General features: G+C 58.4%; 16 protein-coding genes. 14 read left to right on the top strand and 2 right to left on the bottom strand.

Translation table 11 applies throughout. The features are described from left to right. The first annotated feature begins 59 nt into the window (after positions 1–59). Genes mraY through murB form a run of 6 tightly spaced genes read left to right on the top strand, consistent with a single transcriptional unit; the run spans position 60 to position 7,251 of the window. On the top strand, positions 60–1,160 hold the full coding sequence (gene mraY / locus QRN85_RS14535; RefSeq protein ID WP_062585337.1) for a phospho-N-acetylmuramoyl-pentapeptide-transferase: 1,101 nt from the start codon (positions 60–62) through the stop codon (positions 1,158–1,160). Between the two features lie 3 nt (positions 1,161–1,163). Further along, entirely contained in the window at positions 1,164–2,573 is a 1,410-nt protein-coding gene (gene murD / locus QRN85_RS14530; protein WP_284759012.1) for a UDP-N-acetylmuramoyl-L-alanine--D-glutamate ligase, read from the top strand. Between the two features lie 4 nt (positions 2,574–2,577). After that, on the top strand, positions 2,578–3,732 hold the full coding sequence (gene ftsW, locus QRN85_RS14525) for a putative lipid II flippase FtsW (RefSeq protein WP_112962630.1): 1,155 nt from the start codon (positions 2,578–2,580) through the stop codon (positions 3,730–3,732). Between the two features lie 5 nt (positions 3,733–3,737). Beyond that, complete coding sequence (gene murG / locus QRN85_RS14520; RefSeq protein ID WP_284759010.1) at positions 3,738–4,877, top strand: undecaprenyldiphospho-muramoylpentapeptide beta-N-acetylglucosaminyltransferase; 1,140 nt, start codon at positions 3,738–3,740, stop codon at positions 4,875–4,877. Further along, the gene (murC, locus tag QRN85_RS14515) at positions 4,874–6,289 is read left to right on the top strand and encodes a UDP-N-acetylmuramate--L-alanine ligase (RefSeq protein ID WP_284759008.1); all 1,416 of its coding nucleotides are present in this window, start codon (positions 4,874–4,876) and stop codon (positions 6,287–6,289) included. The genes murG and murC overlap by 4 nt, the downstream gene beginning before the upstream one ends. Next, positions 6,286–7,251, top strand: coding sequence for a UDP-N-acetylmuramate dehydrogenase (gene murB / locus QRN85_RS14510; protein ID WP_062585347.1), 966 nt, complete (start codon positions 6,286–6,288; stop codon positions 7,249–7,251). The genes murC and murB overlap by 4 nt, the downstream gene beginning before the upstream one ends. Positions 7,252–7,345: 94 nt before the next feature. On the opposite strand, the gene QRN85_RS14505 is transcribed toward murB, so the two are convergent. Next, positions 7,346–8,650 carry an MFS transporter gene (locus QRN85_RS14505; RefSeq protein ID WP_062585670.1) on the bottom strand — a complete coding sequence of 435 codons (1,305 nt, stop codon included), beginning with the start codon at positions 8,648–8,650 and terminating at the stop codon, positions 7,346–7,348. 530 nt (positions 8,651–9,180) lie between these two features. Between QRN85_RS14505 and QRN85_RS14500 the strand changes: the two genes are divergently transcribed. The 7 genes from QRN85_RS14500 to recN all read left to right on the top strand — a co-directional run bounded on the left by QRN85_RS14500 (position 9,181) and on the right by recN (position 18,251). Beyond that, a complete protein-coding gene (locus tag QRN85_RS14500; protein WP_284759006.1) occupies positions 9,181–10,107 on the top strand; it encodes a D-alanine--D-alanine ligase in 927 nt (308 codons plus the stop codon). Further along, positions 10,095–11,024, top strand: coding sequence for a cell division protein FtsQ/DivIB (locus QRN85_RS14495; RefSeq protein ID WP_502870784.1), 930 nt, complete (start codon positions 10,095–10,097; stop codon positions 11,022–11,024). Before QRN85_RS14500 ends, QRN85_RS14495 begins: the two co-directional genes overlap by 13 nt. Beyond that, positions 11,021–12,352 (top strand): cell division protein FtsA, encoded by a 1,332-nt coding sequence (gene ftsA, locus QRN85_RS14490; RefSeq protein WP_062585353.1) that lies wholly within the window; start codon positions 11,021–11,023, stop codon positions 12,350–12,352. The genes QRN85_RS14495 and ftsA overlap by 4 nt, the downstream gene beginning before the upstream one ends. Positions 12,353–12,445: 93 nt before the next feature. Further along, the gene (gene ftsZ / locus QRN85_RS14485; RefSeq protein ID WP_062585354.1) at positions 12,446–14,200 is read left to right on the top strand and encodes a cell division protein FtsZ; all 1,755 of its coding nucleotides are present in this window, start codon (positions 12,446–12,448) and stop codon (positions 14,198–14,200) included. Between the two features lie 286 nt (positions 14,201–14,486). After that, the gene (lpxC, locus tag QRN85_RS14480; protein WP_284759005.1) at positions 14,487–15,446 is read left to right on the top strand and encodes a UDP-3-O-acyl-N-acetylglucosamine deacetylase; all 960 of its coding nucleotides are present in this window, start codon (positions 14,487–14,489) and stop codon (positions 15,444–15,446) included. Between the two features lie 248 nt (positions 15,447–15,694). Beyond that, on the top strand, positions 15,695–16,561 hold the full coding sequence (locus QRN85_RS14475; RefSeq protein ID WP_082469609.1) for an outer membrane protein assembly factor BamD: 867 nt from the start codon (positions 15,695–15,697) through the stop codon (positions 16,559–16,561). Between the two features lie 16 nt (positions 16,562–16,577). Further along, positions 16,578–18,251, top strand: coding sequence for a DNA repair protein RecN (gene recN, locus QRN85_RS14470; RefSeq protein WP_112962626.1), 1,674 nt, complete (start codon positions 16,578–16,580; stop codon positions 18,249–18,251). Between the two features lie 31 nt (positions 18,252–18,282). On the opposite strand, the gene QRN85_RS14465 is transcribed toward recN, so the two are convergent. Next, positions 18,283–18,897: a LysE family translocator gene (locus tag QRN85_RS14465; RefSeq protein ID WP_284759000.1), complete on the bottom strand. Its 615-nt coding sequence runs from the start codon at positions 18,895–18,897 to the stop codon at positions 18,283–18,285. Between the two features lie 112 nt (positions 18,898–19,009). On the opposite strand from QRN85_RS14465, the gene ligA reads away from it, so the two are divergent. Then, positions 19,010–21,181, top strand: coding sequence for an NAD-dependent DNA ligase LigA (gene ligA, locus QRN85_RS14460; RefSeq protein ID WP_284758999.1), 2,172 nt, complete (start codon positions 19,010–19,012; stop codon positions 21,179–21,181). Positions 21,182–21,187: the final 6 nt, after the last annotated feature.

Genomic DNA, 21,187 nt, shown 5'->3' with positions numbered 1-21,187 from the left:
GCGGCACAGGACGTCCCACCGTCCGTCTGCCGCTTTAACGGCCTTTTGAAAGGGCAAATATGCTGATCTGGCTCGTTGAACTGTCGGACAAAGTTCAAATCTTCAATCTGTTCCGCTACATCACGTTCCGGGCAGGTGCTGCATTGTTCACCTCTGCCCTCATCGTATTTCTTTTCGGACCGGCAATCATCAACTCCCTGCGCATTCGCCAGGGCAAGGGTCAGCCGATCCGCGCCGATGGTCCGCAGACCCATTTCAAGAAGGCTGGCACGCCAACCATGGGCGGGCTGATGATTCTTGCGGGCATCCTCGGCGGCTCTCTGCTGTGGGGTGATCTCTCCAATGTTTATGTCGTTGCGGTTCTGATGGTGACGCTCGGCTTCGGCGCCATCGGCTTCTATGACGACTATCTGAAAGTCACAAAACAGAGCGATAAAGGCTTTTCCGGCAAGGCACGCCTTGGCATCGAATTCCTGATTGCCGCCATCGCTGTGTTCTTCATGATGGAAGTTGCGCTGGCAACAGCGCCGCATGGTGGCACGCTTGGCAGTTCAATCGCTTTCCCGTTCTTCAAGGAATTCGTCATTGATCTCGGCTATTTCTTTGTCCTGTTTGGCGCTTTCGTCATTGTCGGCGCGGGCAATGCGGTCAACCTGACCGATGGACTGGACGGGCTTGCCATCGTGCCGGTCATGATCGCCGCCGCGACATTCGGTGTCATTTCATATCTCGTCGGCAACGCGATCTTCGCGAATTACCTCCAGATCAATTTCGTACCCGGAACGGGCGAACTGGCTGTCATCGTCGGTGCCGTCATCGGTGCTGGTCTCGGCTTTCTATGGTTCAATGCCCCGCCTGCGGCCATTTTCATGGGCGACACCGGCTCGCTGGCGCTCGGCGGTCTGATTGGCTCCATCGCGGTTGCGGTCAAGCATGAGATCGTCATGATCATCGTTGGCGGACTGTTCGTCATGGAAACGCTGTCGGTCATCATTCAGGTCTTCTGGTTCAAACGCACCGGACGGCGCGTCTTCCTCATGGCACCCATCCATCACCATTTCGAGAAAAAGGGATGGACCGAGAGCCAGGTGGTCATTCGTTTCTGGATCATTTCTGTCGGGCTGGCGATGCTTGGCCTTGCCACATTGAAGTTGAGGTAGTCGATGATTCCTGTCACCTCATTTGCGGGAAAGAAGGTTGCACTGTTCGGCCTCGGCGGATCGGGCCTTGTCACGGCGCGGGCGCTGGTAGCGGGCGGTGCTGATGTGACCGCATTTGACGACAATCCCGACAGTGTTGCCAGGGCGCAGGCCGAAGGCATTCCGACCGGGGATCTTCGCGCAGTGGACTGGTCGAAGCTCTCGGCCTTCGTTCTCGCGCCTGGTGTGCCGCTGACCCACCCCAAGCCGCATTGGTCCGTCGATCTGGCCCGTGCTGCCGGCGTGGAGGTGATTGGCGATATCGAGCTGTTTGTTCGCGAGCGCAGGGCCCATGCACCCGAATGCCCCTTCATCGCGATTACGGGCACCAATGGCAAATCCACCACCACGGCGTTGATTGCACATATTCTGACTGCCTGCGGTCGCGACACACAGCTTGGCGGCAATATCGGCACTGCTGTCCTCAGCCTCGAACCGCCGAAGGCGGAACGCTTCTATGTGGTCGAATGCTCGTCCTATCAGATCGATCTCGCGCCGACGCTCAATCCAACAGCAGGCATCCTTCTCAACCTCACCCCTGACCATCTGGATCGTCACGGCACGATGCAGCATTACGCCGATGTCAAGGAACGTCTGGTCGCGGGCAGCGGAACGGCGGTTGTCGGCGTGGACGATAGTTTCTGCACCCTGATTGCCGATCGTCTGGAGCGAGCCGGTGTCACGGTCTCGCGGATTTCCAAGCGCAACGTGGTTGCAAATGGCCTCTATGCCGAAGGCAGCCAGATATTCAGGGCAGACGGCGGTACATCCTCGCTGCTGGTCGATCTGGACGGCATTCAGACGCTGCGTGGAAGCCACAATGCGCAGAATGCGGCGGCAGCGATTGCAGCCTGCCTTGCCGTCGGCGTTTCGGTGGATGAGGTCAAGGCTGGGTTGAACTCTTTCCCCGGTCTGAAACATCGCATGCAGCCGGTTGGGCGTCGAGGTAACGTTACCTTTGTCAATGACAGCAAGGCGACCAATGCGGATGCGGCAGCTCCCGCGCTGTCCAGCTATAACCGCATTTACTGGATCGCCGGTGGCCTGCCGAAAGCGGGCGGCATTTCAAGCCTGTCGCCGCTATTTTCCCATATTGCCAAGGCATATCTCATTGGCGAGGCGGCGGCTGAGTTTGCGGCAACGCTTGGCGAGGCGGTGCCCTATGAAATCTCCGGCACACTCGACAAGGCTGTCGAGCACGCCGCTCGCGATGCGCAGGAAGACGGACGAGATGGAAATGTCGTCATGTTATCACCGGCTTGCGCAAGCTTCGACCAGTACAAGAACTTCGAAATTCGTGGTGATTCGTTCGTTTCTCATGTTTCAGCCCTGGCTGGCGTGACGATGTTGGTTGGCTCGGAAAAGGTGGAGTGATGAAATGGTAAGCCGTATTGACCGAGGCCCGGTCGCGGAATGGTTCTGGACCATCGACCGTTTCTTCCTGACTGCGTTCATCGCTCTCATGGGCATCGGCCTGATGCTGTCCTTTGCGGCATCGCCAGCGGTGGCTGAGCGTATCGGTCTCAACAGCTTCTTTTTCGTCGAGCGGCAGGCGATGTTCATGGTGCCATCTTTGGCGATCATGATCGGCCTTTCGTTTCTCTCGCCCCGACAGGTGCGCCGCGTTGCCGTCATCATGCTCGTGGTCTCCCTGCTGATGATGATCTTTGCGTTGTTCTTCGGCATAGAGGTCAAGGGTGCCCGTCGCTGGATTTCCATCGGCAGCTTTTCCATTCAGCCTTCCGAATTCATGAAACCGGCATTCGTCATCGTCTGCGCGTGGCTGTTTGCGGAACGGGCGCGTCATCCGGAAATTCCAGGCAATCTCTTTGCCATCATCACCTTCGGCATCGTCGCCGCACTTCTCATCGCCCAGCCGGACTTCGGTCAGACCATCCTGACATCCGTTGTCTGGGGCGGAATGTTCTTTATGGCTGGCGTTCCCTGGTTCTGGATCATCATGCTGGGTGGCCTCGGGGTCGGCGGCATCATCACCGCCTATCTGATGTTGCCGCACGTGGCAGGACGTATCGACCGGTTCTGGACGGGTGAGGGCGACACGTTTCAGGTGGATACGGCGCGCGAAGCCATCATCCGTGGCAACTGGTTCGGTCAGGGGCCGGGCGAGGGCATCGTCAAGCGCATCATTCCCGATAGCCACACCGACTTCATCTTTTCTGTCGCTGCGGAGGAATTCGGCATCCTGTTCTGCATGTTGCTGGTGATGATCTTTGCCTTCATCGTGTTGCGCGGCCTGGCCCATGCCTTCAAGGAAAAGGACGATTTCGTCCGCTTTGCGGTGGCTGGTCTGGTGTTGCAGATCGGTATGCAGTCGATGATCAATATCGGCGTCAATCTTGAACTCATGCCCGCCAAGGGCATGACGCTGCCGCTGATTTCCTATGGTGGTTCCTCGATGATGGCGATCTGCGTCACAGCTGGCTTCCTTCTGGCCCTGACACGACATCGCCCCGAAAAACGGGCCCAGGAACGCAGTTTCTTCCGGGTCAATGCAGGGCTTCCTGCGGAGTAAAGAGTATGAGCAAAGGCATCGTTCTGCTAGCCGCCGGGGGAACCGGCGGCCATGTGTTTCCGGCCGAGGCATTGGCTTACGAGTTGAAGGCGCGGGGCTATTCCGTCCATCTCGTTACCGACAGCCGCGCTGAACGCTATGCGGGCACGTTCCCGGCGGATGAGATCCATGTCGTGCCGTCCGCAACCATCGGATCCAAGAACCCGATTTCCGTGGCCAAGGCGCTGCTGAAACTCTGGACCGGCCTTCGTGCCGCGCGCCGTCTGGTGACGAAGCTGAAGCCGGTTGCCGTCGTGGGTTTTGGTGGTTATCCAACCGTGCCGCCGCTTCTGGCGTCCACTGGTCTTGGCATACCTTCACTCATTCATGAGCAGAATGCCGTGATGGGCCGTGCCAACAAGGCGCTGGCGAAGAGAGTCAAGGCAATCGCAGGCGGGTTCTTGCCGGAAGGCAAGGGGCAATATGCCGACAAGACGGTGGCGACGGGCAACCCGGTGCGGCCAGCCGTGCTTTCTGCTGCCGATGTCTCCTATACCCCTTCCAGCGCAGGCGAGCCGTTTCAGCTGGTCGTCTTCGGAGGAAGCCAGGGCGCGCAGTTTTTCTCAGGCGCCGTGCCAGCGGCCATCTGCCTGATGCCGAACGAGATGCGTTCCCGCATCACCGTAACGCAGCAGGCTAGACCCGAAGACAAGGACAGCGTTACAGCGTCCTACGCAAAGCTCGGCGTAAAGGCGGATATATCGCCCTTCTTCGGTGATATGGCGCAGCGCATAGCAGACGCTGATCTGGTCATCAGCCGCTCGGGGGCATCCACGGTTTCGGAGCTTTCCGTCATCGGACGTCCCTCGGTGCTGGTGCCCTATCCGCACGCACTCGACCACGATCAGGCCGCCAATGCTGCGGCACTTTCGGCGGCTGGCGGCGCCAGCGTCATCAAGCAATCCGAGCTGTCACCGCAAAAGCTGTCGGCGCTGCTCAGCGATGCGATGAACGATCCGGACCGCCTGGCGCAGACGGCGGCAGCAGCCAAGGCGACCGGCAAGCCGGACGCGGCGCAGCGGCTGGCCGATCTTGTGGAGACGATTGCCGCCGGGCAGTCCGTTCAGCAATTCAAATTGAAGAATAAAGAAGGAGTGCATCCATGAAGATGCCGAAAGCCATAGGTCTTGTCCATTTCATCGGTATAGGCGGGATCGGCATGAGCGGTATTGCCGAGGTGCTTCACAATCTCGGTCATCGCGTGCAGGGCTCCGACCAGGCAGACAGCGCCAATGTGCAGCGTCTGCGGGAGAAGGGCATCGAGGTGTTCGTCGGTCAGACGGGCGAGAACCTTGGCGATGCCGAAGTTGTTGTTGTCTCGACCGCCATCAAGAAGAACAACCCGGAGCTGATTGCAGCGCGCGAGAAGCATCTGCCGATCGTTCGTCGTGCCGAAATGCTGGCTGAACTGATGCGCTTCCGCAACGCGATTGCCATCGGCGGCACGCATGGCAAGACGACGACCACCTCCATGGTTGCCGCGTTGCTTGAGGCAGGCAATCTTGATCCGACCGTCATCAACGGCGGCATCATCAACGCCTATGGCACCAATGCCCGCATGGGCGAGGGCGAGTGGATGGTTGTCGAGGCCGACGAATCGGACGGCACCTTCCTGAAGCTTCCTGCCGACGTTGCCGTCATCACCAATATCGATCCGGAACATCTGGATCATTATGGCAATTTCGATGCCGTCCGCGCCGCATTCCGTCAGTTCGTGGAAAACGTGCCCTTCTATGGTTTTGGCGTCATGTGCCTCGATCACCCTGAAGTGCAGACGTTGGTTGGCAAGATCGAAGACAGAAAGGTCATTACCTACGGCGAAAACCCGCAGGCCGATGTGCGCTTTTCCAATGTCCGAATCGATGGCGTCCGCTCCATCTTCGATGTGGAGATTCGCCGCCGCCGCACAGGCAAGATCTACAGTTTCAAGGATCTGGTCCTGCCGATGCCCGGCCGTCACAACGTTTCGAACGCGACGGCTGCGATTGCGGTGGCAAACCGTCTGGGTATCTCCGAGGACGACATCAAGAAGGGGCTGGGCTCCTTCGGTGGCGTGAAGCGTCGCTTCACCCTGACGGGCGAGTCCAACGGTGTTCAGGTCTTTGACGATTACGGACACCACCCCGTCGAGATCAAGGCCGTGCTCAAGGCGGCCCGCGAGGCTTGCAGCGGGCGCATCATTGCCGTGCATCAGCCGCATCGCTATTCGCGGCTTGCCAGCCTGTTTGAAGATTTTGCGCATTGTTTCAACGATGCGGACACAATTCTTCTTGCTCCGGTTTATGCCGCAGGCGAAGATGCAATTGATGGGGTGAATTCCGAAACGCTCGTTTCAGCCACAAAGGCTGCCGGACATCGGGACGCGCGCCATCTCGCCTCTCGCGACGATCTGGCAAGAACCGTCGCAGCCATTGCAAATCCCGGTGATTTCGTGGTTCTGTTGGGCGCTGGTAATATTACGCAGTGGGCGGCAGCGCTGCCCTCGGAATTGGATAGCATTTCAGGAAAGTCTGCATGAGACAGGTGGATGGGGTAAAGTTGCTGGAGAGGTTCGGCGACGGAGTAAAGGAACTCAGAGGACGTTTGACGCCGGACAGTCCCATGGACCGCGTGACGTGGTTCAGAGCAGGTGGCCTGGCGGAGCTGATGTTCCAGCCCCATGATACCGACGATCTCGTTGCCTTCCTTAAAATTCTGCCGGAAGACGTCCCGCTGACGGTTGTCGGCGTTGGCTCGAACCTTCTGGTGCGCGATGGCGGTATTCCAGGCGTGGTCGTGCGTCTTTCTGCCAAGGGTTTTGGCCAGGTGGAACTGGCGGGTGAAAACCGCATCAAGGCCGGTGCGATCTGCCCGGACAAGCATATTGCAGCCATGGCTATGGATAACGGCATTGGCGGCTTTCACTTCTATTACGGCATACCCGGATCCATCGGTGGCGCTCTGCGCATGAATGCTGGCGCAAATGGCGGCGAAACGCGCGAGCGCGTGGTGGAAGTGTATGCGGTGGACCGGCAGGGCAATGCCCATGTCCTTTCCAACGCTGATATGGGCTATAGCTACCGCCATTCGGACGCGTCGAAGGATCTGATCTTCACGGGCGCTCTGTTTGAAGGCTACCCCGAAGACCGTGCGAAAATCCGCGCCGACATGGATGCGGTTCGTCATCATCGCGAAACGGTCCAGCCAATTCGCGAGCAGACCGGCGGTTCGACCTTCAAGAACCCCGAGGGACATTCCGCCTGGAGCCTCATTGACGAGGCTGGCGGTCGTGGCATGGTCATTGGCGGCGCGCAGATGTCATCGCTCCACTGCAACTTCATGATCAATACCGGCCACGCGACCGGCTATGATCTCGAATATCTCGGCGAAGCGGTTCGGAAGCGCGTCTTCGAACATTCCGGCATTCGCCTGGAATGGGAAATCAAGCGTTTGGGATTGTTCATGCCCGGTCGTGAGGTAGAGCCGTTTCTCGGAGCATAGCGACCAGATTTCCCGAAATCGTCCATTTTGGAAAGAATAAAAAAGCCCGCGAAGCCAATGACTTCGCGGGCTTTTCTCTGTGTTTGATTCCGGCTCAGACTTCGTTTTTGCCGGACATGAAGATGCAGGCCAGCGTGATGAGCGCAGCGACGCAGAGATAGTAACCGACATAGCTCATGCCGTAATTCACCTGCAGCGAGGTGGCGATGTAGGGCGCAAGCGACGCACCGAAAATGCCAGCCATATTGAAGGTGATGGACGAGCCCGTGTAGCGCACGGATGTCGGGAAGGGGGCGGCCAGAGCCGTTCCAATCAAGCCATAGGTCATGCCCATGAGAGCCATGGAGAGGGCCGCGAAGATGAAGATGGAGCCTTCGCCGCTTGTCATAAGGCTCGGCAGCAGGAAGGAGAAGGCAGCGATCAATACGGTCGTTGCAATCAGGACTTCACGACGGCCGAAGCGTTCTGCCAGCTTTCCAGCGATCGGAATGAAGATGCCGAAGAGGATGGAGCCCAGGATCTGCACTTCCAGCGCATCAAGGAAGGGAATCTTCAGGACCTTGACGTTGTAGGAAAGCAGATAGGCTGTGCCGATGTAGAACAGCACGAAGGTGGCCAGAGCAACGAAGGTGCCAAGCGCGAGGCTGCGCTTGTGATTGCGGAAAAGCTCAGCAACCGGGACCGCAACGCGTTCCTGCTTGTCGATTGCTTTCTGGAAGGCCGGTGTTTCGGTGATGGAAAGACGCACCCAGAGGCCGACAGCGATCAGGATGATCGATGCGACGAAGGGAATGCGCCATCCCCAGCTGAGAAGGGCTTCCTGAGACATGAAGTGCAGCAGGATCCAAAAGACGCCGGAAGAGAGAAAGAGACCAAGCGGCGCGCCCAGCTGCGGGAACATGCCGTACCAGCTGCGCTTGCCCGGGGGTGCATTTTCCGTTGCCAGCAGAACCGCGCCACCCCATTCACCCCCAAGGCCGAAGCCCTGACCGAAGCGGCAAAGTGCCAGCAGCAGAGGTGCCATCACGCCAACAGTCTCATAGGTCGGCAGCAGGCCGATGATGACGGTGGACACGCCCATGGTCAGCAGTGCTGCAACGAGCGTCGTCTTGCGCCCGATGCGGTCGCCATAATGGCCGAATACGACGGCCCCGAGTGGACGTGCGAAGAAGGCGATGGAAAAAGTCGCGAATGACGCGAGAAGCGCGGTCATCGGATCGTTGTTGGGGAAGAACAACGTCGGGAACACGAGCACTGCTGCGGTCGCATAAACGTAGAAATCGAAAAACTCGATGGTCGTGCCGACCACGCTGGCAGTAAGAACTCGTGCAGGCGAATTTGTCTTTACATCGTTCGCATTGTCAGCGGGCGGCGATACGGGAGATATCGCGTCGGTCATCATATGGGTTCCATTGTTAAGTAACACTTATCACTCTGGGAAGAGATTGTGCTGCGTTAACGCAATTTTCAGACGTTTGAAACGCCTTAAGCGCAATAATTTGTAAAAAATGACGGGTTCCGGCGGCGAAATGCATTGGAAGGCAGAGGTCTGGTCTGTTTTTCCGGGAAACAGCGGCAGCCTTTCAAAGAGGTTTTCTGACCCAAAATTGGTTGGGGAAAAATGTTGTCCGTTAACGAATCAGCCTTGCTTTTTTCTGGGTGGCTTTGCGCCCGCGCAAGAATTTTATTTCACCTGCCTGCAATTCTGAATCTTGCATTGGCTGCAACTCTCTGATTCCAAGGAAGGAATCCGGGCCTCATGTGATTCTTTAAGAAAAATCGCATCATGGGCGCCACTGGTTAACGAAAGTAAACACTTCATTAACCTTAATGGCGCTTAGTGAATGGTAACGGAGCGGGCGAGAGAATCGCAGGGCTGACGAATGTTCTGCTGATCTCGTTCATGTGATTTTTGTGTCAGAGGTTTTCATGAGCGGCAAACACGTAGCTGTTCTTATGGGTGGGTTTTCTTCGGAGCGGCCGGTCAGCCTCTCATCGGGAGAGGCTTGCGCATCGGCTCTCGAAGGTGAGGGCTACAAGGTTACGCGTGTCGATGTGGATCGCAATATCGCCGCCACGCTGGCTGCCTTGCGTCCCGATGTCGTTTTCAATGCCCTCCACGGCCCCTATGGGGAAGATGGCACCATCCAGGGTATCCTCGAATATCTCGAAATACCCTATACCCATTCCGGCGTTCTTGCCTCTTCGCTGGCGATGAACAAGTCGCTCGCGAAGAAGATTGCGGCGGCAGCAGGCATTCCTGTTGCGCCAGAGAAAATCCTCAATCGTTTCGACATCGGCAACAAGCATCCGCTTGATCCGCCTTACGTCGTCAAGCCTGTGCGCGAAGGCTCCAGCTTCGGTGTCGTCATCGTCAAGGAAGACCAGTCTCATCCGCCACAGATTTTGGAATCTGCGGAATGGCGCTATGGCGACGAGGTCATGGCCGAGCGCTACATTGCCGGACGCGAGTTTACCTGCGGCGTCATGAATGGCGAAGCCTTGGGCGTGACCGAGGTTTTGCCGATGGGTCACGCCTTTTATGATTATGATGCGAAATACGCCAAAGGTGGTTCAAAACACATCATTCCGGCGGGAATTTCACCGAAAATTTACCAAAAAATCCAATCATTGGCGGTCATGGCGCATCAGGTGATTGGCTGCCGTGGCGTGAGCCGTTCCGACTTCCGCTACGACGATCGTTTCTCAGAAGAAGGCGAACTTATCTGGCTGGAGGTCAATACTCAGCCAGGCATGACGCCAACCTCCCTTGTGCCGGAAATGGCAGCTCATGCAGGACGCTCCTTCGGTGAGCTGGTCCGCTGGATGGTGGAGGACGCTTCGTGTTCGCGATAGCAGGCAAAAAGTCGGCAGCAAGAAAGCGCGAGCAATTCGCCTCGGGGTCCGCTGACGAGCGGATGGTTCTGCCACGCCCGTTTCGCAAGGGCTTTCGCTTCATCGTTTCGCTGGCGACGGGGCGTATTCACATTCCCGCCCACACGGGAACGCTTGCCACCGTTGGCTTCTTTTCCGTGATTGGTCTCTATGGCATGTCTTTGGGCGGCCATACGGATGTCGTTGCGCAGGCGACAACTTCGGCTGCCGGGTTTGCCATTGAAGACGTCAAGGTTTCCGGCAACATCCAGACATCTGAAATCGATGTCTTCCAGCTGCTCGGGCTGGATGGCGCAACCTCGCTGATCGCGCTTGATGTCAATGCTGCCCGCAAGAAGCTGACCGAGCTTCCCTGGGTGGAGGACGTCGATGTTCGCAAGATCTACCCGAAGACGATCGAGGTTCGCTTGAAGGAGCGGCAGGCTTTCGGCATCTGGCAGCACGGTTCGGAACTGTCGCTCATTGAAAAGAGCGGCAGCGTGATCGCTCCGCTGCGCGATAACAAATATGCCGGATTGCCTCTGTTTGTCGGTCGCGATGCCGAAACGGGTGCCGCAGGCTTCGTCGATGAGCTGGCCGACTGGCCTGAAATCCGCAACCGCGTGCGGGCCTATGTCCGCATCGCCGGACGCCGCTGGGATTTGCATCTGGACAACGGCATCGTGGTCAAGCTGCCGGAAGAAAACGTGCCGAAGGCGCTGCAACTGCTTTCTCGCATGGACATGGAAGAAAAGGTTCTTTCGCGTGATGTCGCGGCGGTTGATCTGCGCCTGCCGGACCGCACCACGGTTCAACTGACCGAAGGTGCGGCAGAGCGCCGCCAGAAGGCGGTCGAAGCACGTTCGAAGGCACTCAAGGCTGCGGAGAAGAACACATGAGCTTTTTCGGTTCTTCCCATTTCGGCCTTCCGCGTCTGAAGCCTTTGTCTTCGAAGCGCAGTCACGTGGTGTCGGTCCTCGATATCGGTTCGACAAAGGTCGTTTGCATGATCGGTCGTCTCACTCCGCGTGAGGAAACCGAAGTTCTGCCTGGCCGCACGCACAAGGTCGAGGTCATCGGCATTGGCCACCAGCGTTCGCGCGGCGTGAAGTCCGGCGTCATTGCCGATCTGGATGCCCTGGAAGGCGTCATTCGTCTGGCTGTTGATGCAGCCGAGCGCATGGCGGGCCTGACCGTTGACAGCCTGATCGTGAATGTCTCTGCAGGGCGTCTGGCCAGCGACATCTATACGGCCAGCATCGATCTGGGCGGGCAGGAAGTCGAATCGGGCGATCTCCGCAAGGTTCTGATCGCCGCAAGCCAGCAATCGCTGCGGCAGGATCGCGCCATTCTGCACTCGCTGCCAACAGGCTATTCGCTGGATGGCGAGCGCGGCATTCGTGATCCGCTTTCCATGTATGGCGATATGCTGGGCGTGGACATGCATGTGGTGACAGCCGAGCGCACCGCGCTGAAGAACCTGGAACTGTGCATCAACCGCGCTCACTTGTCTGTCGAGGGTATTGTTGCGACCCCTTATGCCAGCGGCCTTGCGGCTCTGGTGGATGATGAGGTCGAGCTGGGCTGTGCTGCCATCGACATGGGCGGCGGCACGACGACGATTTCGGTTTTTGCCGAAGGACGTCTTGTCCATACCGACGCCATCGGTCTTGGCGGTCATCATGTCACCACGGATCTGGCGCGTGGTCTGTCCACGCGTATCGAAGATGCCGAGCGTTTGAAGGTGGTGCACGGGTCTGCACTTGCCAACGGAGCGGATGATCGCGATCTGATCGCCGTGCCGCCGATCGGAGAGGACGACCGCGACCAGCCTTCGCAGGTTTCGCGGGCGCTTGTCAGCCGCATCGTTCGGGCACGAATCGAAGAAACATTGGAACTCATTCGCGACCGTATCCAGAAATCGGGATTTAGCCCGATTGTCGGCAAGCGCGTGGTTCTGACGGGTGGCGCCAGCCAGCTGACCGGTCTGCCTGAAACGGCGCGGCGCATTCTGGCCCGCAATGTACGTATCGGCCGCCCGATGGGCGTGTCCGGTCTGCCGGTCGCGGCCAAGGGCCCGGCCTTTTCTACAGCCTGCGGGCTGATGATTTATCCGCAGATCGCGGACATCGAAATCCATGCGGCGCAGAGCGGAATGTTCTCGCCGTTCGGAACGGGTAGCGGCCGGATTGCCCGCGTAGGGCAATGGCTGAAGGAAAGTTTCTGACCTCTGTCTCGAGTAACCGACAGAGGACTGAGTGAAGTTTGATTAAGAATTGGCCTGCGGGGCGATGCGGCCAGAGAAAGAAGGAATGTTATTATGACGATACAGCTGCAAAAGCCGGATATCACCGAGCTGAAGCCACGCATCACCGTTTTCGGCGTTGGCGGTGGCGGCGGTAACGCTGTCAACAACATGATCACGGCTGGCCTCCAGGGCGTCGACTTCGTCGTTGCCAACACGGATGCACAGGCTCTGACGATGACGAAGGCAGACCGGGTCATCCAGCTCGGCGTCAACGTTACCGAAGGTCTCGGCGCCGGTTCCCAGCCTGAAGTCGGTCGCGCTGCTGCCGAAGAGTGCATCGATGAAATCATCGACCACCTGAACGGCACGCATATGTGCTTCGTCACCGCCGGCATGGGCGGTGGTACCGGCACCGGTGCTGCTCCAGTCGTCGCACAGGCTGCCCGCAACAAGGGCATTCTGACGGTTGGCGTCGTGACCAAGCCTTTCCACTTTGAAGGCGGTCGCCGTATGCGTCTGGCTGAACAGGGCATCGAGGAGCTGCAGAAGTCCGTCGATACGCTGATCGTCATTCCAAACCAGAACCTCTTCCGTATTGCCAACGACAAGACGACCTTTGCCGATGCCTTCGCAATGGCTGACCAGGTTCTCTACTCGGGCGTTGCCTGCATCACCGATCTGATGGTGAAGGAAGGTCTTATCAACCTCGACTTCGCCGACGTTCGCTCGGTCATGCGCGAAATGGGCCGTGCAATGATGGGTACCGGCGAGGCTTCCGGCCAGGGTCGTGCAATGCAGGCTGCCGAAGCCGCGATTGCAAACCCGCTGCTCGACGAAACATCGATGAAGGGTGCGCAGGGCCTCCTGATCTCCATCACTGGTGGTCGCGACATGACCCTGTTCGAAGTGGACGAAGCTGCGACACGTATTCGCGAAGAAGTCGATCCGGATGCGAACATCATCCTCGGCGCGACCTTCGATGAAGCTCTCGAAGGCCTCATCCGCGTCTCCGTCGTTGCCACAGGCATCGACCGTGTACCTGGCCAGATGGAACAGAACATCGCGGAAATGCGTGCTGCTGCCGCTGCAAAGCCAGTTATCCGTCCTTCCGCGGCCGTTGCTTCTGCTCCGGCCGCAGTTCAGCCTGCCGCAGTCTCGCAGGCACCAAAGACCGTAGACCCTATCGCCCAGACCATCCGTTCGGCTGAAGTCGAAATGGAACGGGAGCTGGCACTGGCCGCTGCTGAACAGCAGCTTCGTCAGGCCCAGGCAGAAGCCGAATTCCGTCCCCAGAGCAAGCTGTTCGCTTCTGCTCCAGCGGAAGCACCGGTTGCTGCTCGCCCCGCAGCACCGGTGCACGCCGCCCCGGCGCCTGCCTATCATGCCCCGGAACAGGTCGCAGCACCTGCTCCACGTATGCAGCAGGCCCCGGCGCCGGTTTACCACGAGCCCGCTCCAGTCGCCCGTGCGCCTGAGCCGGTCCGTATGCCCAAGGTCGAGGATTTTCCTCCAGTCGTGAAGGCTGAGATGGATCACCGCGCCCACCCGGCCTCTGCGGTTCCGGAAGAGCGTGGCCCGATGGGTCTTCTCAAGCGGATCACCAACTCGCTTGGCCGTCGTGAAGAAGAGGAATCCGTTCCTTCCGACATGATGGACGCGCCGAGCATGGCTCCACAGCAGCGCCGTCCGCTGTCGCAAGAGGCAAGCCTCTATGCACCACGCCGCGGCAATCTGGATGATCATGGCCGTCAGACGCCATCTTCCGCCAGCCAGCACGAAGACGATCAGCTGGAAATTCCAGCCTTCCTTCGCCGCCAGTCGAACTGATGGCATAAACAGAGTCGTGACTTTGCACGATGTGGTACCCGGGCTCGAAAGCGCCCGGGTATTTCAGTTTCATGACATCTCCCACTCTGCTTTTCCACAAGCTTTTTCAATGCGTTGTGTCTGTTACAAAGCGACATTAACAGTGATTTGAGATGGGCACGAACAGTGCGTATGTATGAGCATGAGACGAGGACGGAACACGGCGCGGCTCGTGTTTATTTCCCTCGGTTGAAATTCGGATCATGCCGGTGTAGCAGGCAGGTCCGCACGAAAAGGCTATACTCGCATGACCATCGGACTGCTCGGTTTCCAGACAACTATCGCCAATCCTGTTCAGCTCAAGGGCATTGGCGTTCATTCGGGCAATCCGGTGTCCATGACCTTCCAGCCAGCGGAAGCGGGTACAGGCATCGTTTTCAGCCGCCAGTATGAAAATGGAACCTCGGTCGAGCTCAAGGCCGTATCCGCCAATGTCGGCAATACGGATCTCTGCACGGTTATCGGTCGGTCGCTCCCTGAGTCGATCGCCACCGTCGAGCACGTCATGGCCGGCATCTATGCAATGGGTATCGACAATCTCATTGTTGAAGTCGATGGTCCCGAAGTTCCGATCATGGACGGCAGCTCTGCACCTTTCATCGAAGCCATCGAATCGGTTGGCATCAAGAACCTTGGCGTGAAGCGTCGCTACATCAGGGTGACCAAGGCGGTGCGCATCGAAGCCGGCGCCTCCTGGGCTGAATTCCGCCCCTATGACGGCACACGGTTTGAGGTCGAGATCGATTTCGACACGCCGCTGATTGGCCGCCAGATCTGGCAGGGTGATCTTACTGCCGAGACCTTCAAAAACGAGCTGTCGCGCGCGCGCACCTTCGGCTTCATGCGGGATGTTGAACGCCTGTGGGCTGCCGGTTACGCTCTTGGCTCGGCGCTTGAGAATTCCGTTGTGATTTCCGATGATCACACTGTCATCAACATGGAAGGCCTGCGTTACGAGAAGGACGAGTTCGTCCGTCACAAGACGTTGGATGCCGTTGGCGACCTGGCGCTTGCGGGCGCGCAGTTCATCGGTTGCTACCGTTCCTATCGCGGTGGTCACAAGGTCAATGCCAATGCATTGAAGGCGTTGCTGAGCGATCCGACAGCTTATGAAATTGTCGAGGCACCTGCCGCCCGTCATCCCGTTGTCCGGGCTCGGGAATTCGTAGCTGTCCAGCAGCCTGAGTTTGCGCCCTGGTCCGCGTAATCAAGATAATCTGGAAATTGAAAGCCGTCCTTCCGGGCGGCTTTTTTGCATGTCGATGAGTAGGTTTAAGCGAGTAACAGAGGCAAAAACGCGCTCTCGGGGCAGAGATAATCATCAGCTTCAGGTCGCCATGCCATAAAAATGCGTTATTGCGTCATCATTGCGTTGCCCTGCAGACGCTTTTATGGCTAGAAACGCCACTGGAAAAGCCGATGTTCTGTATTTACGCAGGAAGTGGGAACTGACGAATGAAGCGTGTAGTGTCTGGTGCGATGAATGGTACGGTGCGGGGAGCTCTCGTATCGCTGATGCTGATTGGCGCCGGAACGCTGGTAACATCCTGCCAGTCTGACCCCGATATCGACATCACCAAGCTTGGCGTTGAGACCGATCCGCCAGACGTTCTTTACAAGCAGGGTCTTGCCAACATGAATGCTGGCAACATGACCGAGGCTGGTCGCAAGTTTTCCGCTATCGACAAGCAGTATCCCTTCACGGAGTGGGGCCAGAAGGCTCTCGTGATGAACACGTTCATCGCAACCCGCCAGAACAAGAATGATGTGGCGATCTCGTCCGGTACGCGCTTTCTCAAGCAGTATCCGCGCGCAAAAGACGCCGCCTATGTCCAGTATATGATCGGTCTTGCCTATTCCAAGCAGATCGCCGACGTCACGCAGGATCAGCGCGCCGCACAGCGCACGATCGAAGCGATGAACAAGGTGGTCACCGATTACCCTGATTCGGAATATGTCGCCGATGCGCAGGCAAAAATCCGCTTTGCGCGTGACCAGCTCGCTGGTCGCGAAATGCAGGTCGGCCGTTATTACCTTGAGCGCAAGGAATATCTGGCAGCTGTTTCCCGCTTCCGCATCGTTGTGGAGCAGTACCAGAATACCAACCAGATCGAAGAAGCCCTGGCACGTCTGACCGAAGCCTATTATGCGATGGGTCTGGCAGACGAAGCACAGACGGCAGCGGCGGTTCTCGGCAACAACTACCCTGACAGCGAATGGTATCAAGACTCGTACAAGCTCCTCAAGGGGCAGGGGCTTGAGCCTCGCGAGAACAAGGAATCCTGGATTTCCCGCGCCGGTAAAAAACTGGTGGGAGCCTGAGGACAGAGCTTAAGCCATGCTGGTCCAGCTATCGATCCGCGATATCGTTCTGATCGAACGGCTCGACCTTGGGTTCGAGGCCGGTCTTTCCGTGCTGACTGGTGAGACGGGCGCTGGCAAATCGATTCTTCTCGACAGTCTCTCGCTGGCCCTCGGTGGGCGTGGTGATGGTGGCCTTGTTCGCCATGGTGAAGACAAGGGCCAGGTTACCGCGACGTTCGAAGTGGGCATGGACCATCCGGCCCGCCTGATGCTTCGCGACAACGGGCTTGATGACGATGGCGACCTGATCTTTCGCCGTGTCCAGTCTGCCGATGGCCGGACCAAAGCCTACATCAATGACCAGGCCGTTTCCGTACAGCTCATGCGCCAGCTTGGGCAGCACATGGTCGAAATCCATGGCCAGCATGATGACCGGGCGCTGGTCGACACAAATGCGCACCGGACGCTTCTGGATGCCTTTGCGGGTCTCACGGATGAGGTTGCCTCAGTGCAGTCACTCTACCGCATCTGGAAGGATGCGGAGCGCGGCCTGAAAACGCACCGCGCCAAGGTGGAGGCTGCGGCCCGCGAAGCGGATTATCTCAGGTCTTCCGTCGAGGAGCTTGAGGTGCTGTCGCCACGCGATGGCGAAGAGGATGAGCTTGCCGAGCGCCGGGCTGTGATGCAGAAGTCTGAACGCATCGCTGGCGATATCGCGGAGGCGAGTGAATTTCTAAACGGCAATGCCTCGCCCGTTCCGATGATTGCTTCGATGATGCGGCGTCTTGAGCGCAAGAGCCATGAAGCTCCGGGCTTGCTGGAAGAAACCGTTCAACTGCTGGACGCCGCGCTGGACAACCTTTCCAATGCCCAGATGGAAGTCGAAAGTGCGCTTCGCCGCACCGAGTTCGATCCGCGTGAACTGGAGCGGGTGGAAGAGCGGCTCTTTGCGCTGCGTGCGGCTGCCCGCAAATATTCCGTTCCTGTCACAGAGCTTCCCGCACTTGCAGAGCGCATGGTGGCGGATCTTGCGGATCTGGATGCGGGTGAGGAAAAACTGGCGCAGCTTGAAAAGCATCTTGGCGTCGTAAAGTCCGATTTTGATCGCGCCTCTCAATCGCTGTCGGAGAAGCGCCAGAATGCGGCCTCGGCTCTTTCCGATGCGGTCATGGCGGAATTGCCGGCATTGAAGCTTGAGCGCGCCCGGTTCACGGTAGAGGTCACCAGCGACCCTTCCGCTGCCACGGCCGATGGTATTGATGTGGTCGAATTCCACGTCCAGACCAACCCGGGCACGCGTCCCGGCCCCATCATGAAAGTTGCCTCCGGTGGCGAGCTTTCGCGCTTCCTGCTGGCGCTCAAGGTGGCCCTTGCCGACCGAGGCTCAGCCCCCACGCTGGTCTTTGATGAAATCGATACCGGTGTTGGTGGCGCGGTGGCGGATGCTATCGGCCAGCGCCTGAAGCGTCTGTCGAAAACCGTGCAGGTTCTTTCCGTTACCCATGCGCCGCAGGTGGCTGCGCGTGCCGGTACCCATCTGCTGATTTCCAAGGGGCCGTCCGGCGATGGCACGGAGCGAATCGCCACCCGCGTCGCCACCATGCAGCCTGAGCATCGCACCGAAGAGATTGCCCGTATGCTGGCCGGTGCTTCGGTGACGGATGAGGCGAGGGCGGCGGCAGCCAAGCTGCTCGCAGCGCAGGATTAAAGCGTTTCCGTTTTTAAAAAAAGGATACGCCCTAGCGGCTGATGTCAACCGCCACGCCTGAACCGATCATCACGCCTCCTGCCGTGCGATTGACCCGGCGCACGATAATTTCCGAGCGCAACAAACTGCGGGCCCTGACGGCAAGCGTGACATGGCCGCCGATGACGATGACTTCAACACACAGAATGACGCCCGCCAGCACAGCCAGATGATCGACCGTCAGCGATGCTCCGACAACATTGGGCAGAAGCGCAACATAGAAGAGTGGCATTTTGGGATTGCCCAGATTGAGCGCCATGCCCGTCATGAAGATCGATAACAGGTTGCCCCGCGCTTTCACGGCATACAATTCCGGCACGACCGGTTCTGCCGTCCACAATTTGATGCCCATCCAGATCAGGTAGGCTGCTCCCGCATAGCGCAGCACAGCCATCACCGTGCCCATCTCGGCTGCCAGAACCGAGAAGCCGAAGGAGGCGAGCGCGAGAAAGATGAGGATGCCGGCAACCGTACCGGCACCATAGGCGAGGCCGGACGCCGCACCATGGGTAATGGTCCGCGCGACAATGGTCATATTGTCAGGCCCAGGGCTGGCTGCAAAAACGAAGAAGGCGGCGGCGAATGCAATAAGCGTCGTCAAGTCCATGCTCGTACCCCTTGCTGCTCACTCCCGGAAATCAGATTACGCGAAAGCTTGCCGTTGAAAAGTGGGCAGGCTGCGGTAAAAACAATTTCGATTCCTGCACGAGGCCTGCTCCATGTCCCAAGATCAAATCCCGGTGGAAAAACTGTCCGAGCTTGAGGCGTCTGCCGAGCTTGCTTTTCTTGCGGCAGAGCTAGCGCGGCATGATGCGCTCTACCATGGCAAGGACGCACCGGAGGTTTCGGATGCAGAGTATGACGCGCTAAAGCGCCGCAACGATGCCATCGAGGCTGCATTTCCCGATCTGGTGCGTGCAGACAGTCCTTCCAAGAAGGTCGGCTTTACGCCGCTGCCAACTTTCGCGCCCATCGTCCATGCGCGGCCCATGCTTTCGCTCGACAATACGTTTTCGGACGAGGACGTGCGGGATTTCGTGGCTTCGGTCTATCGCTTCCTCGGCAACATGCCTGACGACTCGATTGCCTTTACCGCGGAGCCCAAGATCGATGGCCTCTCCATGTCTATCCGGTATGAGGCGGGACGGTTGACGACGGCTGCCACGCGCGGCGATGGTACCACGGGCGAGAATGTTACGGCCAATATCCTCACCATCAAGGAAATTCCCAATACCCTGCCGAAGGGCGTACCTGATGTGGTGGAGGTGCGTGGCGAGGTCTATATGGCAAAGAGCGACTTTCTGGCGCTCAATGCGCAGATGGAAGCCGAGGGCAAACAGACTTACGTGAACCCGCGCAACACCGCCTCCGGCTCCCTGCGGCAGCTGGACGCGAATGTGACCGCGCGGCGCAAGTTGCGCTTCTTTGCCTATGCCCTCGGTGAAGTGTCCAATGGCGGGCAACCCACGCGCATTGCCGATACTCAGTTTGGTATTGTCGAAAAGTTTCGGGAATGGGGATTTCCGGTCAACCCGTTCATGAAGAGATTCACGTCCGGCCAGCAACTGATTGAACATTATCAGGAAATCGGCATCGCCCGGCCTGACCTCGATTACGATATCGATGGTGTCGTCTACAAGGTCGACCGGCTGGACCTGCAGGAACGGCTCGGCTTCCGTTCGCGCAGTCCGCGCTGGGCAACAGCACACAAGTTCCCGGCGGAGCAGGCTTTCACGACGGTTGAAAAGATCGAAATACAGGTAGGCCGCACCGGCGCGCTGACGCCCGTTGCACGCCTGACCCCGATTACCGTTGGTGGTGTGGTCGTGACCAACGCCACGCTGCACAATGCCGATTACATCGAGGGTATCGGCAACAATGGCGAGCGGATCCGCCCGGAAGAGCATGACATTCGTGTTGGCGATACCGTCATCGTGCAGCGGGCGGGCGATGTCATTCCGCAGGTGCTGGATGTGCTGCTGGAAAAGCGTGATGCCGGTTCGAAGCGATATGAGTTTCCCAAGCAATGCCCGGTCTGCGGCAGTCACGCGGTGCGCGAGCGCAACGAAAAAACCGGCAAGCTCGACTCCGTCACCCGCTGTACCGGTGGTTTTGCCTGTTCTGCACAGGCAAAAGAGCACCTCAAGCACTTTGTCTCGCGCAATGCCTTCGATATCGAGGGGCTTGGTACCAAGCAGATCGATTTCTTTTTCGAAAGTGAAGACCCGGCTTTGTCCATCAAGACTGCGCCTGACATCTTCACATTGAAGGCGAGGCAGGAAAAGTCGCTTGCCAAGCTGGAGAATATCGATGGCTTCGGCAAGGTCAGCGTGAAAAAACTCTTCGATGCCATCGATGCGCGGCGCGAGATCGATCTCCATCGGCTGATTTTCGCGCTCGGTATTCGCCATGTGGGGGAAACGACAGCCAAGCTTCTGGCGCGCACCTACGGTACCTATGAGCACTTCGAAGAGGCCATGAAAGCTGCTGCCGATCCGGCCGGCGATGCCTGGGCCGAACTCAACAGCGTCGAGGGCATTGGCGAGGTCATGGCCCGCGCTATCGTGGAATTCTACAGGGAACCGCGCAATCTCGACGTCATCGACCGGCTGATGAAGGAACTGAGGCCGAAAGAGGCTGAAAAGCCAACGATAGATGGCAGCCCTGTGGCGGGCAAGACGGTGGTCTTCACCGGCTCGCTGGAGAAGTTCACCCGTGATGAGGCAAAGGCGCGCGCTGAAAGTCTGGGTGCCAAGGTGGCCGGTTCCGTTTCCAAGAAAACCGATTACGTGGTTGCCGGGCCGGGCGCTGGCTCCAAGCTGGACAAGGCGCGGGAACTCGGTGTGCAGACAATGGATGAGGATGAGTGGCTGGCGCTGATCGGCGGGTGAGACCGG

It is taken from the genome of Agrobacterium sp. fls2-241-TYG-188a (assembly GCF_030209845.1).
Note: the sequence above shows the minus strand (reverse complement) of the source record. Positions and strands in the feature narration are given on the sequence as shown.

Bases quoted from the DNA above. Each gene is read 5' to 3' on its own strand.
- mraY (WP_062585337.1), top strand. From the start codon at position 60: ATGCTGATCTGGCTCGTTGAACTGTCGGACAAAGTTCAAATCTTCAAT.
- murD (WP_284759012.1), top strand. From the start codon at position 1,164: ATGATTCCTGTCACCTCATTTGCGGGAAAGAAGGTTGCACTGTTCGGC.
- ftsW (WP_112962630.1), top strand. From the start codon at position 2,578: ATGGTAAGCCGTATTGACCGAGGCCCGGTCGCGGAATGGTTCTGGACC.
- murG (WP_284759010.1), top strand. From the start codon at position 3,738: ATGAGCAAAGGCATCGTTCTGCTAGCCGCCGGGGGAACCGGCGGCCAT.
- murC (WP_284759008.1), top strand. From the start codon at position 4,874: ATGAAGATGCCGAAAGCCATAGGTCTTGTCCATTTCATCGGTATAGGC.
- murB (WP_062585347.1), top strand. From the start codon at position 6,286: ATGAGACAGGTGGATGGGGTAAAGTTGCTGGAGAGGTTCGGCGACGGA.
- QRN85_RS14505 (WP_062585670.1), bottom strand. From the start codon at position 8,650: ATGACCGACGCGATATCTCCCGTATCGCCGCCCGCTGACAATGCGAAC.
- QRN85_RS14500 (WP_284759006.1), top strand. From the start codon at position 9,181: ATGAGCGGCAAACACGTAGCTGTTCTTATGGGTGGGTTTTCTTCGGAG.
- ftsA (WP_062585353.1), top strand. From the start codon at position 11,021: ATGAGCTTTTTCGGTTCTTCCCATTTCGGCCTTCCGCGTCTGAAGCCT.
- ftsZ (WP_062585354.1), top strand. From the start codon at position 12,446: ATGACGATACAGCTGCAAAAGCCGGATATCACCGAGCTGAAGCCACGC.
- lpxC (WP_284759005.1), top strand. From the start codon at position 14,487: ATGACCATCGGACTGCTCGGTTTCCAGACAACTATCGCCAATCCTGTT.
- QRN85_RS14475 (WP_082469609.1), top strand. From the start codon at position 15,695: ATGAAGCGTGTAGTGTCTGGTGCGATGAATGGTACGGTGCGGGGAGCT.
- recN (WP_112962626.1), top strand. From the start codon at position 16,578: ATGCTGGTCCAGCTATCGATCCGCGATATCGTTCTGATCGAACGGCTC.
- QRN85_RS14465 (WP_284759000.1), bottom strand. From the start codon at position 18,897: ATGGACTTGACGACGCTTATTGCATTCGCCGCCGCCTTCTTCGTTTTT.
- ligA (WP_284758999.1), top strand. From the start codon at position 19,010: ATGTCCCAAGATCAAATCCCGGTGGAAAAACTGTCCGAGCTTGAGGCG.